Genomic DNA, 16,539 nt, shown 5'->3' on the forward strand with positions numbered 1-16,539 from the left:
ACCGCAATCGCGATCGGCGCCACCGGATCCGTCGAACTTTGTGGTGAGGGTGGGTCCCGCAGCCGGTGTCACAGGGGCGATTGGAGAATGATCCGTGCCCGACGATCTACCGGCCATCGCGGTTCCACCCGTGCCTGCCGCCGCGCCTTCCGCTGCGCCTTTGCAATCCGGCGATCCGTGCCGCCACATGCCGGAGAAAGGATCGCATGCGGCCGTGCGGGTTGCCGTGGATACCCTTGCGGCAAGCCCCGCGAAGGCGATCCGGATGAGATCGAATCGTCGCCATCTCGTCGTCGCACTGGGCGGCGGCGCGATGGCGACGGTTGGCGCCCAGCGTTGGCTAAGCCGATTGCTGGGGGATGATCTGGCGGCGCTTTTCCTGGTCATGATCGTCCTGGTCGTGCTGTTCGGGTTGTTGGCTCCGCGCGTCGGCAACGCCACCCGCAAATGAGTTGCGCGTGGCACGCCCGCGATTTTCGGGCCGCTGTGCCGACCGCGATGGCGTTCACACACGAACACCGAATTTCTTGGTGGGGATCGCTTCTCCCCCCGGTGTCTCAGGGGGGAATGGAGAATGTCTCGTGCCCTTCGCAGAAACGATCGTCGTCGATATTCCGCGGGTTAACCGCTTCCGGCCGGCGGCGCCTGTGCGCTTCGCCTATGTCAGTCCGGTCTATCGGAAGAAGGCCATCATGCCGCCGCCGGCCGCCATCGTAGCGCGGAATCCCGGTGCTCCGGTCGTGTTATCTGCCGATGACAAGCTAACCGCGATCGAGCGCACCACCATCGCCTTGTCGCTTGGCGATCCCATCACGAGCGTGAAGCCGCCAGGCCGGTACGCCAGGAGCGGTCTTGCCATCCTGTTGTTCGGTCCCCGTCGCACGTTCGTGCTCGCCAATCCCCGGCTCGAAGCGCTGCGACGTTACGCGATCCTGTTTCGCCACGCGGACCCCGAAGCGGACGCAGCCGCCGAGGCACTTCGCGAGGCGGGGTATTCGGCCGGGCAGATTGACGAGATCGACAAGCGCTCCGCGCCGCCCCGCCGCAAAGGCCGCACCTGGATAAGCAGGTTCTGGCCAGCGGCTTCCTGACCAACGCCGCCGCTGATGCCGTCCCGCACCAGACCGGCACGGCCAGGCGAACACCCAGCATCCCCCCCGACGTCCACGGCATTCCATGGACCCAATATGAGAGACTGCCACATGCATAATCCGATCACATCCCGTTCCAGCCTGTTCGCGGCGGCCATCGCGTTTCTATTCGCGGTACCGGGCACGTCCGCGCAGGCGCAGAGCGCCGATGCATCGCAGCCTGAGGATCAGGGGAATAGCAAGGATCATATCATCATCGGCGCGGGGGCCAGCTACGTGCCGGCCTATCAGGGCGCCGATAAATATATCGTGATGCCGGTACCGGCGATCGATGTGGCCTGGGGACGATTCTACGCCAATCTGCGCAACGGCATCGGCGTCAATGCCATCGATACGGGCGTGCTGACCATCGGCGGTGGCGTGAGTGTAATGCCCGGCTACCGTGCCAAGGATGCGCCCGCGGGAATAGGCAAGCTTGCATTCGGAGTCGGCGGGCGAATCTACGCCAATGTCAGGAAGGGCGGCTTCATCGCTACCGTCGGCGCGACCAAGGGCTTCTCGGGCGGGACCAAGGGCCTGATCGCAGATGCGAGCCTGTCCTATCCGGTCAATATTTCCTCGCGCCTCACGCTCATTCCCACGATCGGAACGACATGGGCCGACAAGAAGCACAATGATCGCTATTTTGGCGTCTCTGCCCGGCAGTCGCTGGCGTCCGGGCTTCCCGAATTCCATACCGGCAGCGGCTTCAAGGATGCATCGGCGATGCTGACCGCCAATTACCGCCTGACAAGCCGTATCAGTCTGGGCGCTTCGGGCGGGGTGACTACCCTGCTCGGGAAGATGAAGGACAGCCCGCTCGTCTATCATAAGACGCAGCCCGTCGGCTTCCTGTCCTTATCCTATCGATTCGGCTCGTAAGCCAATTCGGATTCTGCCCGGCGATCTTGCGGCCATCAGCGTCAGAGGCTTCGGCCTATGCGTTATCGCCGGCAGAAGGCGAAACTCGGAATATCAGCCGATGAAAAACAGGCTGAGAGCCAGCGTTTGCGTGCCAAGAAAGGCGGCAAACATCAGAAGTCCTTCGAAGCGATCCATTACACATTTCCTTTCAATCTGACGTGCGTCGCAATGGCGCGATGCAGCATACTAACGTGGCTTATACTAAGCTACGTTAGTATTGTCAAGTCGAAGCGGCAGCCGGCTTGGCGCGCAGATTTCTGCCATATATGGGTCTGCAAGGTGCGCTCCGAGCGGCTGCTCGAAAGCGCGATAGCGAATCGATGAAATGAATTGGGCGTTATCGCATCGCGGCGATGTCGGCCGCCATGGACGCCATCGGCGTTGCAACGGCGTTCTCAATGCCCTGCTGTTCCGCGCAGCGGCGCACGGCTTCGCCGATCAGCAACACCGCTGGCTCGTCGCCCGAGACGACCGGCACCAGTTGCGCCATGCGATCGAGCCGGGTGAAGAGATAGCGCTCTCCGGGCAGGCTCACGTTCACCGCGATCAACGCCGGCATGTCGGGGGCCATGCCATGATCGATCAGCGCGCGGGCGATCTGCGGCGCGGCTTCACGGCCCATATAGATGGCGAGCGTCGACTGCTGATCGGCAAGCGCGTTCCAGTCGAGGTCGAGCGGTTCGTCGCCGCGCACATGCGCTGTCAGGAAACGCACGCTGCGCGCCTGTCCGCGCAGGGTGAGCGACACGCCGGCGCCGGCAACCGCCGCACTGGCGGCGGTCACGCCGGGGCAGATCCGGACCGGAATGCCATGCGCGGCGAGATGCGCAATCTCCTCGGTCGACCGGCCGAACATCGAGGGATCGCCGCCCTTGAGCCGAACCACCTTGCGCCCGGCCTGTGCGGCTTCGAGCAGAAGATCGTTGATCGTGCGCTGATCCTTCGAATGGCGCCCCGATCTTTTGCCGACATTGACCTGTTCGACATGCGCCGGGATCAGCTCGCGCACGCCGGGGCCGACGAGCGCGTCGTAAAAGACGATGTCGGCGGTCGCGATCAAGCGTTCGGCCTTGCGGGTCAGCAGATCGGGATCGCCGGGGCCCGCGCCCACCAGCCAGACGGTGCCGGCCTCGATCAGGTCATTCTGCGGCATCGAGCAATTCCTTGTGCGGGATGAGTTTTGCGATGGCGGGGCGGCAGGATCCGCAATTGGTGCCGGCGCGAATGGCAGCGCCCACCTCGGCGACGCTGGTCAGCGCCTGATTGCCAATGGCTTCGACGATCGTGTTGAGCCCGATATCGAAGCAGGCGCAGATGATCGGGCCGCGATCGGGGAGCGCCTGGGCCGGCCGGCCGGCGAGCAACGCCGCCGGGTTCGCGGCTTCGGCCTCGGCGAGTTGTGCGATCAGCCAGTCGCGCGGCGGCAACCGCCCATCGGTGGCGGTGAACAAGGCGGCCTGCACGTGATCGTCGGTAACCACGGCGGCGCGGAAGGTGCCGCGCACCGGATCGGCCATCTCGACCTCATGGCCAGCCGGCATCAGGGTGCGCAGTTCGGCAGGATCGCCGTCGCCGGCCAGTTCGATCAGCCAGCCGCCGGCGACGCGGATCTTCGCCCACCACAGGCAATCGGGGTCCTCGACCGGGGCCCCGCGCGCGATCAGGAAGCCGCGCCATTTCGGGCTGACCTTGTCGATCCGCGCGCTCGTCAGCTTGAAGCCCGGCTGGCCCGAAATCGGATCGACCGCATCGCCGGGCAGCAGGCCGGCGCGCCCTCCCGAAGCGGTGCGGTCGGTCCAGTGGATCGGCACGAACACATCGCCGCGGCGCTGGCCGGGCGTGAACGCGACCCGGAAGATGCTGGTTCCTTGAGGGGTTGTGACCCGGGCCAGATCGCCGTCGACCAGGCCGTGCCAATAGCCATCCTCGGGCTCCATTTCGATCAGCGGCTCGCGGCGATGCTGCGACAATTTGGGGCTGAGCCCGGTCCGCGTCATCGTGTGCCACTGATCACGATAGCGGCCGGTGTTGAGGATCATCGGCGCATCGTCGAGCGGCAATTGCCGGACGGCGATCAGCCGCGCCTTGCCATCGGCATGCGAATAAAGGCCGTCTGCGAACGGCGTGCCGCCCCAGACGAAAGGCGCCATCGCGTCATAGCCGGCATCGTCGATCGTCTGGACTTCGCCCAGATCGAGCTTGCGTGCGCCGTCATTCTCGAATGCGGTCAGCGCTGCATGCTCGCGGAACACCGCTGCCGGACCATCCCAGTCGAACGCTTCTGCAAATCCCATCCTTCTGCCGACTTCGGCCATCGCCCACCAGTCCGCCCGCACGTCACCCGGCAGCGGCAGGAAGCGGCGTTGGCGGGAAATGGTGCGATCGCTGTTGGTGACGGTGCCGTCCTTCTCGCCCCAGGCGGCGCCCGGCAGCCGGACATGCGCGAAGCGCGTCGTATCGGTATCGGCGATCACGTCGGAGACGACGACGAACGGGCAGGTGGCCAGCGCGGCGCGCACAGCGCCGGCATCGGGCATGCTGACAGCGGGATTGGTCGCCATGATCCACAAGGCCTTGATCTTGCCCTCGCCGACCGCGCGGAACAGATCGACCGCCTTCAGTCCCGGCTTCGATGCCATCGCCGGCGCGTTCCAGAAGCGGCCGACCCGATCGACATTGTCGGTTGCGAAATCCATGTGCGCGGCGAGCGTCGATGCGAGGCCGCCGACCTCGCGGCCGCCCATCGCATTGGGCTGGCCGGTTATCGAGAAGGGCGCGGCGCCCGGCTTGCCGATCCGGCCGGTGGCGAGATGAACGTTGATGATCGCATTCGCCTTGTCGGTGCCTTGTACCGACTGGTTCACGCCCTGGCTGAAGAGCGTGACAGTGCGCGGATTTTGCGCAAAAAGCTCGTAGAAGCGATCGAGCGCGACGGGATCGAGATCGCAGATCTCGGCGACGTCGGCCGACAAGTGGCTCCAAAACCCGTCGGGCGTCTGGACATATTCGTCGAGATATTGGCGATCGAGCAATTGCCGGTCGCGCATCCGCGCCAGCAGTCCGTTGAACAAAGCGACATCGGTGCCGGGCCGCAATGGCAGATGCAGGTTGGCGCCCTCTGCGGTCTCGGTGCGGCGCGGATCGATCACCACCAGCTTGGTGCCGCGAGCGGCGCGGGCCGCTTCGATCCGCTGCCAGACCACCGGGTGGCACCAGGCGGTGTTCGATCCGACGAGGATGATCAGATCGGCCGCGTCGATATCGTCATAGCTCGCGGGCACCACATCCTCGCCGAATGCGCGGATATGGGCGGCAACCGCGCTCGACATGCAGAGCCGTGAATTGGTGTCGATATTGCCCGAACCGATGAAGCCTTTCATCAGCTTGTTGGCGGCATAATAATCTTCGGTCAGGATTTGACCGGAGACGTAGAAGGCCACGCTGTCCGGACCATGTTCGGCGATCACGGCACGGAATTCATTGGCGACCAGATCGAGCGCCTCGTCCCAGCTGGCCCGTTCGCGTCCGATCATCGGGTGAAGCAGCCGGCCTTCGAGCCCGACCGTTTCGCCAAGATGCGTGCCCTTCGAACAGAGCTTGCCGCGATTGGCGGGATGTTCCGGATCGCCCGCGATCTGCACCGCGCGATCCGGCCCCGGCGTCGCCAGGATGCCGCAGCCGACGCCGCAATAGGCGCAGGTGGTGCGGGTGCTGGTCATTTCAGGCTGCTACAGCAATTGCTGCTGCCCGCGCGATCAGCACGCGGCCGGCGTCGACACGAACCGGAACGACAGGCGTGCAGCCCTTGTCCTCGCCCTGCGCCTCGCCGGTCGCCAGCGCGATCGTCCAGTTGTGCAGGGGGCAGGCGACGCTGTGGCCATGGACGATGCCCTGACTCAATTGCCCGGCCTTGTGCGGACAGCGGTTGACCAGCGCGAAAACCCTGTTGTCGCCGGTGCGGAAGATCGCGATCTCCTCGCCGCCGGGTACTTGCACGGTCCGCGATCCGCGCACCGGAATTTCGTTGAGGCGGCCAATGTCGAGCCAGTCTGCGGTCACCATGATGCTTACTCCGCTGCGAGGGCGATGGGCTGGAAGATGCCCATCGGGCTGTGCAATTCGCGTTCGGCGCCGGCGGCGCGCTTCTCCCAGGGATCGTCCTGCATGAAGCTCTGCGAGTAGAGGAAGCGCGCGGTCAGCGCCTCGCGGCCGACTTCGTCGTCGACGATCCGCTGGCGGACATAGTCGATACCGACCCGCTCGATCCACGGCGCGGTACGATCGAGATAGCGGGCTTCCTCGCGATAGAGCTGGATGAACGCCGCGCAATGGTCGAGCGCCTGCTGCTCGGTCGCCACCTTGCAGAGCAATTCGGTGCCGCGCAGCTTGATCCCGCCATTGCCTCCGACCAGCAGTTCATAGCCGCTGTCGACGCAGATCACGCCGAAATCCTTGATCGTCGCCTCGGCGCAATTGCGCGGACAGCCCGATACCGCGATCTTGAACTTGTGCGGCATCCAGGAGCCCCAGCTCATCCGTTCGAGCTGGATACCGAGCCCGGTCGAATCCTGCGTCCCGAACCGGCACCATTCGGATCCGACGCAGGTCTTCACCGTGCGCAGCGCCTTCCCATAAGCATGGCCGGAAACCATGCCGGCGGCGTTGAGATCGGCCCATACCGCAGGCAGATCATCCTTCTTGATTCCGAAGATGTCGAGCCGCTGGCCGCCGGTAACCTTGACCATGGGCGCATTATATTTCTCGACCACGTCGGCGATCGCGCGCAGTTCGCGCGGATTGGTGATGCCGCCCCACATGCGCGGGACGACCGAATAGGTGCCGTCCTTCTGGATGTTGGCGTGCATGCGCTCGTTGACGAAGCGGCTCTGCTGGTCATCGCGATATTCGCCGGGCCACGCACAGAGCAGGTAATAGTTGAGGGCAGGGCGGCAGGACGAGCAGCCGTCCGGCGTCGACCAGCTCATTTCCTGCATGACCTCGGGGATTTCCTTGAGGCCGCGCTCGACGATCGCCTTGCGGACCTCGTCATGGCCGAAGCTCGTGCATTTGCACATCGTCTTCGTGGTGCGTTCGCCCGAATAGTCATCGCCCAGCGTGACGGCGAGCAGCGTCTCGACCAACCCGGTGCACGATCCGCATGAAGCCGACGCCTTGCAAATGGCGCGCACCGCATCGAGCGTGCAGGCGCCGCCTTCGATCGATGCCACGACCTTGCCCTTGCTGACGCCGTTGCAGCCGCAAATCTCGGCATCGTCCGAGAGCGCTGCAACGGCCGCCTTAGGGTCCGCTTGCCCACCCCCAAGGGCGTAGGACTGGCCGAAGATCAGCATGTCGCGGAACGAGGAGACATCCTCGCCCTTCTTCATCAGATCGAAATACCAGCCGCCATCGGCGGTATCGCCGTACAGCACCGCGCCGATCAGCCTGTCGTTGGCGACGACCACGCGCTTATAGACCCCGCGCGATGCATCGCGGAGCACGATATCCTCGGCGCCCGCGCCGCCTGCAAAATCGCCGGCCGAGAAGACGTCGATGCCGGAGACCTTGAGCTTGGTCGAGGTGACCGAGCCCTTATAGCCGGTGTGACGCTCGGTGAGCCCGTCAGCGAGTGCGCGGCACATGTCCCACAGAGGGGCGACGAGGCCGTAAACCTGCCCGTCATGCTCGACGCATTCGCCGACCGCGAGCACGTCAGGATCGGAGGTCACCATATGATCGTCGACCTGGATTCCGCGGCCGACCGCAAGCCCGGCCTGTTTGGCCAGCGCGACGGACGGGCGGATGCCGACCGCCATCACGACGATGCTCGCCGGGATCAAGGTACCGTCCTTGAGCCGGACGCCTTCGACCTTGCCGTCCCCGACGATCTCCGCTGTGTCGGCCCCGGTCAGGATCGTCTGGCCGCGTCCTTCGAGTGCATGCTTGAGCAGCCACCCGGCCGCTTCGTCAAGCTGGCGTTCCATCAAGGTCGGCATCAGATGGATTACCGTCACCTTCATGCCGCGCAGGTTGAGCCCGTGCGCAGCCTCGAGTCCGAGCAGGCCGCCGCCGATCACCACCGCATCGCCGCCCTGTTCCGCGGCGGACAGCATCGATCCGACGTCATTCATATCCCGGAAGCTGATGACGCCGGGGAGGGTGTGGCCTGGCACCGGGATGATGAACGGGTTCGATCCTGTTGCGATCAGGAGCTTGTCATAAGCGATGATCCGGCCCGAGCCGAGCCGCACGGTTTTCGCATCGCGGTCGATCGCCTCGGCGGCGTCGGACGTGATCAGATCGATCCGATTGTCGTCATACCAGGCGCGATCGTTGATCACGATCTCGTCGAAGGTCTTCTCGCCGGCGAGCACGGGAGAGAGCATGATGCGATTGTAATTCACATGCGGCTCGGCACCGACGATCGTCACCCGATAGCGACCAGGATCGCGCGCGAGCAATTCTTCGATCGCGCGGCAGCCCGCCATGCCGTTGCCGATGACGACGAGATGCTGCCGGCTGCCTGCCGCCGCTTCGCCTGTCCCGAATTCCTGCGCCCTTATGTCCATCTTCATGCTCCGAAACGGAAAAGGCCGCCATGCGAACACTCGAAAAACGAGTGCTTGCATGGCGGCCTTGCCAATCATCCTTGCCTGTGTCCGGCCTCAGCCGTCCATCGGTTCGATGCGCCTCCGGGCCTCATCCTCGAGGTCGGCGGCTATAAGTCGATCCGGCAACACTGCTGGATCGGATGCCCCCGCAATGCCGCAGATTCGTGTGGGCGACAAGTGCGTTTATTGCATCGCACAAGATTTGCGGCGGCCGTCATATTTCTCGGAGGAAGGATCGGCTGGCTTATCGGTTGAACCGCATCGATGTTCAGGCTATATATCCTGCTATAAGGAGCTGTCCGTGACTAACGCTGCCCAGAAGCGTGCCCTCAAGACCTATCGGGATCGCCTGAGCGAGCGCGGTCTCGCGCGATTCGAGGTGCTCGGGCTCGAGGGCGATCGTGATCTCATCCGCTCGCTCGCAAAATGCCTTGCCGAAGACAGTCCCGAAGCCGCGCGAATCCGTGCCTCCGTCGCGACGAGCATCTCGGGAGAGCCGCCTCGTAAGGGGGGTATCCTTGCGGCTCTCCGGCGATCGCCGCTGGTCGGCGCGGATATCGATGTTGAGCGCCCAATCATTGCAGGACGGATGATTGACCTTTGACGCGCTACTTGCTCGACACCAACATCATCAGCAATGTCACGCGGCCTTCACCTTCGCAAGACCTACTGGATTGGCTCGGCGCCCAGATCGATACCGACCTATACCTATCGTCGCTGACGATAGGCGAGCTCCACCGCGGAATATTGGAATTGCCGGCGGGCCGAAAACGGCGCGATCTGGAGGGCTGGTTTTCAGGCCCAGAAGGACCACCAGCCCTGTTCTCTGGCCGCATCCTGGCCTTCGATGAAAAAGCGGCCCTTGCTTGGGGGCGACTGATGGCAGCAGGCAAGGCAAGTGGCCGGCCGCGCAGTGCGCTCGATATGGTCATTGCGGCGATAGCTGAAGCGAATGGCTGTGTGGTCGTGACTGACAATGTCAGGGACTTTGCGGGAATCGAACTTCTCAATCCGCTTCGAGGAGCATGATTCCTCTACAGGACGTTACTGCAGCTATCTGACCCGGCGTTCATCCCCGATTTCGTAACGAAAAGGAAAGGGGTCTGCCAGTTCTTGGATCTGGCAGACCCGAATATCATCGAAACGCGCCTGAGAGGCATGTGGGGCCGATGCCCCGCGATCAGATCCGCACCCCCTGGATCGCGGCGCCCCAGGTCGTCCGCCACTTGCGCTTGACCGCGGTCAGGCCGCCCAGCGCCACCAGCGCGAGCGCCGCAAAGATCAGGAAGCCGGCCTGATAGGTGCCGGTGAGCTGCTTGGCGAAGCCCAGGCTGGAGGCGAGGTAGAAGCCGCCGATGCCGCCGGCGAAGCCGACGAGGCCGGTCATCACGCCGATCTCGGCGCGGAAACGTTGGGGAACGAGTTGGAAGACAGCGCCATTGCCGGTGCCGAGCGCGAGCATCGCGACCACGAAGAAACCGAGTGCCACGGCCAGCGAGGACGGCCCGGTGCTGACGCCGGCCAGCGCGAGCGCAGCGACGACATAGACGATCGACAGCGTCTTGATCCCGCCGATCCGGTCGGCGAGCGCGCCGCCCATCGGACGGACCAGCGATCCGGCGAACACGCAGCCGGCATTGCAATAGCCGGCAACCACCGTCGTCAGTCCGAATTCGCTGGTGAAATTGATCGAGAGCGACGAAGCGAGCCCGACGAAGCCGCCGAAGGTCACGGCGTAGAACAGCATGAACCACCAGGCATCGGCCATTTTGAGCGGCTCGAGATAGGCGGCGAGCGGTTTGGCCGGCGGCGCGTCGGGCGCGTCCTTGGCCATGATCATGTAGGCCACGAACACGATCGACAGCGGAATGCAGGCGAGGCCCAGCACCGCGTTCCAGCCGAACAATTTGGCGAGGGTCGGCGCGAACAGCGATGCGAAGACTGTGCCTGAATTGCCCATGCCGGCAATTCCCATCGCCTTGCCCTGATGCTCGCCCGAATACCAGCGGCTGGCAAGTGGCAGCGCGATCGCAAAGCTGGCGCCCGCAAAGCCGAGAATCACGCCCAATGCGAGCGTGCCGGCGAAGCTGTTCACCCCGTGCAGCCATGCGAACAGCAGCCCTACGATCACGATCACCTGGCTGATCGCGCCCGAACGCTTCGGCCCGATGCGATCGACGAGCAGCCCGTTGACGACGCGCAGGATCGCGCCCGCCAGAGTTGGCACGGCGACCATCAGGCCCTTTTGCGCCGGGGTGAGGCCAAGCGTCTTGGCGATCTCCGGCGCCAACGGCCCGAGCAACACCCAGACCATGAAGGCCAGATCGAAATAAAGGAAGGCGGCGATGAGCGTTGGCCGATGGCCGGCGCTCCAGAAGCTGCTTTTCATGATGGGCTCCGTGAAAGGGCCATGCTTGACATGGCTGCTATTGGTGGAAAGGGATTGCAAAACAAGGGGTGGATATGACGACCGAGGGCCGGATCGATATTGCGTCCGGCTTCGCGTCGATTGCCGGTCGACGGCAGGACAATCAGGATTTCGGGGCCTTGTGGCTCGGCACTGCTGCCGAACGGGCGCGGATGGGGATCGTCGCCGCGGTGGCGGACGGCGTCGGCGGCGCGAAGGGCGGGCGCGTGGCGGCCGAAACCGTCGTGCGCGGCTTCATCGATGGCTATTATGCGCAACCCGAGACGATCGGCATCGCCGCTGCGGCCGAGCGCGTCCTCGCGAGCCTCAACCATTGGGTGCATCAGATGGGGCGCACCGACACGCGGCTTGCCGGCTGCGCGACGACCTTCACCGCGCTCGTCCTGCGCGGCCGGCAGGCGACGGTTTTGCACATCGGCGATAGCCGTGCCTGGCATTTTCGCGATGGCCAGCTCACCCCGCTGACTGACGATCATGTCCGCACCCATCCCGATCAGCGCCATGTTCTGACCCGCGCCGTGGGGATCGAGCCGACCATGCGGCTCGATCGACGCACGCAGGATCTGGCGATGCACGATCGGCTGCTGCTGGCGAGCGACGGCGTACATGGGGTGCTGTCCGCCAAGGCGATCGCGACGCTTCTCAACGAGCATGGATCGGCACAAGGCGATGCCGAGGCGATCGTTGAGGCGGCGTTCGCGGCCGGATCGCAAGACAATATCACTGCGCTCGTCATCGATGTGATCGCGCTGCCGCCGGTCGATCAGGATGCGGTGGCGGCGCGCGTCCAGCAATTGCCGATCGAGCCGCCGCCCGTGACCGGCGATCTCGTCGACGGCTTCGCGCTCGAGCGGATGATTTCGGACGGCCGCTACACGCGGCTGTTCGTGGCGCGCGATCGGGCGATGGGCGGCGAATGCGTGCTCAAATTTCCCAAGCCCGCTCTGCTGTCCGAACGCGGCGCGCGCCTGTCGTTCACGCGCGAGGCTCTGATCGCCGCGCGGGTCGAGAGCCCCTATGTGGGGGCCGCCATCGCCATTCCGCCCGAGCGGCAGAGCCGGCTCTACGTCGCCATGCCATATTATGAGGGCGAGACGCTCGAAGAGCGCCTGCTGCGCGCGCCGATGTCGATCCGCGCGGGAGTGGATATCGGTGCGCGGCTGGCGCGCGGCATAGCGGCGCTCCATCGGCGCGGCATCATCCACCGCGATATCAAGCCGGATAACGTGCTGCTGACCCATGGCGGCGGGCTCAAGTTGATCGATTTGGGTGTCGCGCGATTGCCGAAGGTGGACGAGTTTGTCGGTGACGAGGCGCCGGGCACGCCGAGCTATATGGCGCCCGAAATGTTCGACGGCGCCGGCGCGAGCGAAGCCAGCGATCAATATGCGCTGGGCGTCTCGCTCTACCGGATGTTCACCGGCAGCTATCCCTTTGGCGAGATCGAGCCGTTCAGCCATCCGCGCTTCGGCCGGCCGGCTCTGCCTTCGCGGCATCGCCCCGATATGCCTGGCTGGCTCGAGGCGCTGATCCTGCGTGCGATTTCGGTCGATCCGCAGGCGCGTTTCGGCGACGTCCAGGAGCTGATCGCCACGCTTGAAAGCGGCGGTTCGCACGCTATCCGACCGCCCCGCAAGCGGCCGTTGATCGAGCGTGATCCGGTACGCTTCTGGCAGGGCGTTGCGGCGTTGCTCGCCATTGCGTTGATCGCGGCGCTTTTCGCGCGCTGAGCCCGAACCTTTCACCACGTCTGCCTCCGCCGAAACGACAAAAGCCGCTGCCCGGCCACCTGCGACGCAGGGACCGAACAGCGGCTTTGCTGTATGTTGCAGTGCCCGGGCCCGTCATCGGGTTCGGCACCGTGAAATCGTGCAGGCAGCGTTGCCTGAATTCGTTGGCCTACTGCCGGAATTCAGGCCCGGCTGCAAGTGCGTTCATTGCACCGCAGCAGGGGCTGCCCGAGAATGGGCGAGCTGCCGCTCCCTTTGTCATCCCCGCGAAAGCGGGGACCCATGGACGGAGGCACCTACCGATTCCAGTATGCCTTCACCGTGGGTTCCCGCTTTCGCGGGAATGACGATTGGGGGTGGGTGCATTTAATAGCTGCATAATTATATCCTGCTGCCTGTGGTTGGCCTGGCAAAGGAGATTAAAGCGCCCACTCGACCGACAACCAGAACTTCTTCGTGTCGGCATCGCCGGCGAAGCTCGCAATGCCCTTGCGCTCATAGTCGGCATATTTTGCGGTGAAGGTATATTTCTTCACCTTGGCGACGATCTGAGCGTCATATTCCTGGCCATAATTGATCTTGCCGACATCGCTGTTGAAGCGATGGTAGATGGCGCTGATGCCGATCGTATCGAACACCCCGATCTTCTTCCAGCCATAGCCGACCGAGCCATAATAATCGACGATGCCCTGCGCCGGGGTCGTCAGGAACTTGTCGGCCCAGCCCTGAAATTTGTGGAGGGTGGCGAACGGCGTCTGAAAGGCGAAGCCGCCGGCGAGCGGAAGACCGGTCGCCTTGGTGGTGACGCTCTTGTCGCTGCCGAGGATTTCGACGCCGGCGCCGAGCTTGAACGCCTTGATGTCGAAGGAGCCGTCAGCCAGAAAATAGTCGGCGGCATAGATCAGCGGATTGGTCTTGTTCGACGTCTGACGCGCATAGCTGACGGCGTAGTTCCACTTGAAGGTCTTGCTGAATGCATAGGTTCCAGCGAAGCGGCCGCCATAGGTTGCGCTGCTGTTGCGGAGCAGGGCGACGACGGGTTCGTCCTCGTCGACACGATAATAGAATGCAGTCGCCAGGCCATATTTGGTCTTGTAAGCGGCATTCGCGAACACATTGTCGCCGCCAATCGACTGCGGCCGGTTGGTGAAGCCATTTTCGCCACCGTTGATGCCCCAGATCGTGCGATCGGACCAGCTATAGGTCACGTCGATCTTGAGATCCTTGATGTAGGTGTTTTCGATCCGCACGGCATCGAAGGTTTGCTCGTTCTGCCGCCAGCCGACCGAGCCAACGAAACGCTGGTCGTCGAGGTTGATGCGCTGGCGGCCGACGGTGACGACCGTCTTGGGCAGGCCTTTATACTGAAGCTGAACGCGGTTGAATTCGATATTGGCCGGATCGGCGACGATCGGATAGCTGGCGGACTTGAGGTTGACGCCGTTGAAATAGTCGGTGGTGATGGCGGCGGTGCCTTCGATTTCGACGATCGCGCTGAATTTGCCCTCGGTTGCTTCCACGCCGACCCGGGCTCGCGCCGTCAGCGCGTCCGCGTTCTTGGGTAGCCCGGTCTGATCGACACTTTCATAGCGTAGCCGCGTATCGATGATCGGCTTGAGGCCATCGGCATTGGCCGCAGCCGGAATCACAACTGCTGAAGACAGCAGGCAGCATGTCAGGAATCGCATGATCTTCCCCCTTATTGAAGTATCGAAGCTGAACTCATCGGATGCTTTGTCGGCATCCTCTCCCAGGTTGGGCCTTTTCTAGCCCTTGCCTTCTATGCTTCTCCCAATTGTGGGCGAGGCCGGGTGACGGACTTCTTCCTCGTCCTTTTCTTCCGAATATTTTCTATGAAGAGCGGGAATGCAGAAAGATCCTCAGCCGCGCATTACGCCGCCCGATCCATTGGATTCGAAAAACGTTGATGCAGGAACTCCAATATGTCGTGGCGGGCATGGTTGTAGGCCGGCGTGTCCGCCATCTCGATCCGGTTGCGCGGGCGCGGCAGATCGATGTGGAGATCCTCGCCGATCGTCGCCGCCGGGCCGTTGGTCATCATCACCACGCGATCGGCGAGCAACACTGCCTCGTCGACATCATGGGTGATCATGATCACGGTGTTCTTGAGCTTGGTCTGGATCGTCATCACCGCGTCCTGAAGGCTGGCGCGGGTGAGCGCGTCGAGCGCGCCGAACGGCTCATCCATCAGCAATACGCGCGGGCTCATCGCGATCGCGCGGGCGATGCCCACCCTTTGCTTCATGCCGCCCGACAATTCGGCGGGGCGTTTGGCGGCGGCGGCGGTCATCTGCACCAGATCGAGATTGTGCATCACCCAGTCGCGGCGCTCGGCGCGGCTCTTGCCGGCCATCGTTTTGTCGACCGCGAGGCGGACATTTTCTTCCACCGTCATCCACGGCAGCAGCGAATGGTCCTGAAAGATCACCGCGCGGTCGGGTCCGGGCTTGTCGATCACGTCGCCTTCGAGGAAGACGACGCCGCGGGTCGGCTTGGTCAGCCCGGCGACGATGTTGAGCAGGGTCGATTTGCCGCAACCCGAGTGGCCGATCAGCGCGACGAATTCGCCCTTTTCGATCGAGAGGTCGACTCCCTTCAGGGCCTGGAATGGCCCTTTCGGGGTAGGAAAGGCGACGCCGATATCTTCGAGAGCGAGATAGCTACGCTGTTTCATGCTGGTAACTCCAACAAGAGAAGAGAGAGGACGGGATCACACTTCGCGAGCGACGCGGCGGCCGATCCAGCCGACGATGCGATCGAGAGCGAAGCCGACGAGCCCGATCCAGATGAGCGCGACGATCGTGTCGGTGAGCAGCGAACTGTTATAGCTGTCCCAGATGAAGAAGCCGATGCCGGTGCCGCCTTGCACCATCTCGGCCGCGACGATCGCCAGCCAGCTCATGCCGATGCCGACGCGAAGCCCTGTGAACATGTACGGTACCGTGGCCGGCAGCATGATCTTGATGAAATATTCGAACGGGTTGAGCGAGAGCACCCGGCCGACATTGCGATAGGTGGGCGGGATATTCTGGACGCCGGCGGCGGTGTTGAGGATCACCGGCCAGATTGCGGTGATGAAGATCAGGAAGATCGCCGAGGGCCCGGCTTGCTGGAAGATCGCCAGGCTGATCGGCAGCCAGGCGAGCGGCGGCACGGTACGCAGGATCTGAAAGATCGGATCGAGCGCGCGGTAGGCGGTCTTGCTCTGCCCGATCAGGATGCCGAGCGCGATGCCGAAGGTCGCGGACAGGCTGAAGCCGAAGGCGACCCGACCGAGGCTGCGCAGCACGTGCCCGGCAATGCCGACGTCGCCGCCATCCTGGATCTTGATGTGCCACCCGTCTATCGTAACGTTCTTAAACGGATGCAGGATGACCTCGCGGCTTTCCGTCCAGACCTTGGAGGGGCTGGGGAAGGTCGCGCCTTCATGTCCGCACGCGATCTGCCAGATGCCGAGCAGGACGACCAGCATGATCAGCGTCGGCAGGACGTTCGCAGCGACGTCGCGCGCCTTTTCCGCAAGCGGATGGGGGAGCTTGATCGGAACCTCCTGAGCCTGAACGGAGGGTGCGTTCGGATAAGGGATGATCTCGGCGCTCTGAGGCGCCGCGACGCTGGGCGGCAAATAGCCGGCCGACGTATGCACGAGGCGAACGGGTGACGACATCGGACTACTCCTCAAAATCTGCGCGAGA

The 16,539-nt window shown here is 63.8% G+C and carries 14 protein-coding genes; 6 read left to right on the forward strand and 8 right to left on the reverse strand.

Translation table 11 applies throughout. The features are described 5' to 3' along the window. Positions 1–265 precede the first annotated feature (265 nt). The 3 genes from BLS13_RS11420 to BLS13_RS11430 all read left to right on the forward strand — a co-directional run bounded on the left by BLS13_RS11420 (position 266) and on the right by BLS13_RS11430 (position 2,012). Entirely contained in the window at positions 266–451 is a 186-nt protein-coding gene (locus tag BLS13_RS11420) for a hypothetical protein (RefSeq protein WP_143011940.1), read from the forward strand. Between the two features lie 130 nt (positions 452–581). Further along, positions 582–1,091 (forward strand): hypothetical protein, encoded by a 510-nt coding sequence (locus BLS13_RS11425; RefSeq protein WP_093452203.1) that lies wholly within the window; start codon positions 582–584, stop codon positions 1,089–1,091. Between the two features lie 111 nt (positions 1,092–1,202). After that, entirely contained in the window at positions 1,203–2,012 is an 810-nt protein-coding gene (locus tag BLS13_RS11430) for a MipA/OmpV family protein (protein ID WP_093452205.1), read from the forward strand. A gap of 379 nt (positions 2,013–2,391) precedes the next feature. Here BLS13_RS11430 and cobA read toward each other — a convergent pair whose 3' ends face one another. The 4 genes from cobA to nirB are packed head-to-tail and all read right to left on the reverse strand — an operon-like array spanning position 2,392 to position 8,623. Beyond that, a complete protein-coding gene (cobA, locus tag BLS13_RS11435) occupies positions 2,392–3,207 on the reverse strand; it encodes a uroporphyrinogen-III C-methyltransferase (protein ID WP_093452207.1) in 816 nt (271 codons plus the stop codon). Next, positions 3,194–5,773, reverse strand: a complete 2,580-nt coding sequence (locus tag BLS13_RS11440; RefSeq protein ID WP_093452209.1) for a nitrate reductase — start codon at positions 5,771–5,773, stop codon at positions 3,194–3,196. The genes cobA and BLS13_RS11440 overlap by 14 nt, the downstream gene beginning before the upstream one ends. A 1-nt stretch (position 5,774) precedes the next feature. Beyond that, the gene (nirD, locus tag BLS13_RS11445; protein ID WP_093452211.1) at positions 5,775–6,116 is read right to left on the reverse strand and encodes a nitrite reductase small subunit NirD; all 342 of its coding nucleotides are present in this window, start codon (positions 6,114–6,116) and stop codon (positions 5,775–5,777) included. Between the two features lie 5 nt (positions 6,117–6,121). Next, positions 6,122–8,623 (reverse strand): nitrite reductase large subunit NirB, encoded by a 2,502-nt coding sequence (nirB, locus tag BLS13_RS11450; RefSeq protein ID WP_256325832.1) that lies wholly within the window; start codon positions 8,621–8,623, stop codon positions 6,122–6,124. 343 nt (positions 8,624–8,966) lie between these two features. Between nirB and BLS13_RS11455 the strand changes: the two genes are divergently transcribed. After that, positions 8,967–9,269: a hypothetical protein gene (locus tag BLS13_RS11455; protein WP_093452312.1), complete on the forward strand. Its 303-nt coding sequence runs from the start codon at positions 8,967–8,969 to the stop codon at positions 9,267–9,269. After that, positions 9,266–9,694, forward strand: coding sequence for a PIN domain-containing protein (locus BLS13_RS11460; protein WP_093452212.1), 429 nt, complete (start codon positions 9,266–9,268; stop codon positions 9,692–9,694). Before BLS13_RS11455 ends, BLS13_RS11460 begins: the two co-directional genes overlap by 4 nt. A gap of 151 nt (positions 9,695–9,845) precedes the next feature. On the opposite strand, the gene BLS13_RS11465 is transcribed toward BLS13_RS11460, so the two are convergent. Then, positions 9,846–11,054 (reverse strand): nitrate/nitrite transporter, encoded by a 1,209-nt coding sequence (locus BLS13_RS11465; RefSeq protein WP_093452214.1) that lies wholly within the window; start codon positions 11,052–11,054, stop codon positions 9,846–9,848. A gap of 74 nt (positions 11,055–11,128) precedes the next feature. Here BLS13_RS11465 and BLS13_RS11470 point away from each other — a divergent pair, with 74 nt between their 5' ends. After that, positions 11,129–12,823 (forward strand): bifunctional protein-serine/threonine kinase/phosphatase, encoded by a 1,695-nt coding sequence (locus tag BLS13_RS11470; protein WP_093452215.1) that lies wholly within the window; start codon positions 11,129–11,131, stop codon positions 12,821–12,823. Between the two features lie 419 nt (positions 12,824–13,242). On the opposite strand, the gene BLS13_RS11475 is transcribed toward BLS13_RS11470, so the two are convergent. From BLS13_RS11475 to ntrB, 3 genes are all read right to left on the reverse strand, one after another. Beyond that, positions 13,243–14,511 carry an alginate export family protein gene (locus BLS13_RS11475; RefSeq protein ID WP_093452217.1) on the reverse strand — a complete coding sequence of 423 codons (1,269 nt, stop codon included), beginning with the start codon at positions 14,509–14,511 and terminating at the stop codon, positions 13,243–13,245. Positions 14,512–14,714: 203 nt separating this feature from the next. Then, entirely contained in the window at positions 14,715–15,518 is an 804-nt protein-coding gene (locus BLS13_RS11480) for an ABC transporter ATP-binding protein (RefSeq protein ID WP_093452218.1), read from the reverse strand. Between the two features lie 36 nt (positions 15,519–15,554). Further along, on the reverse strand, positions 15,555–16,511 hold the full coding sequence (gene ntrB / locus BLS13_RS11485) for a nitrate ABC transporter permease (protein WP_093452220.1): 957 nt from the start codon (positions 16,509–16,511) through the stop codon (positions 15,555–15,557). Positions 16,512–16,539: the final 28 nt, after the last annotated feature.

It is taken from the genome of Sphingomonas sp. YR710 (assembly GCF_900101455.1).
GTDB lineage: Bacteria > Pseudomonadota > Alphaproteobacteria > Sphingomonadales > Sphingomonadaceae > Rhizorhabdus.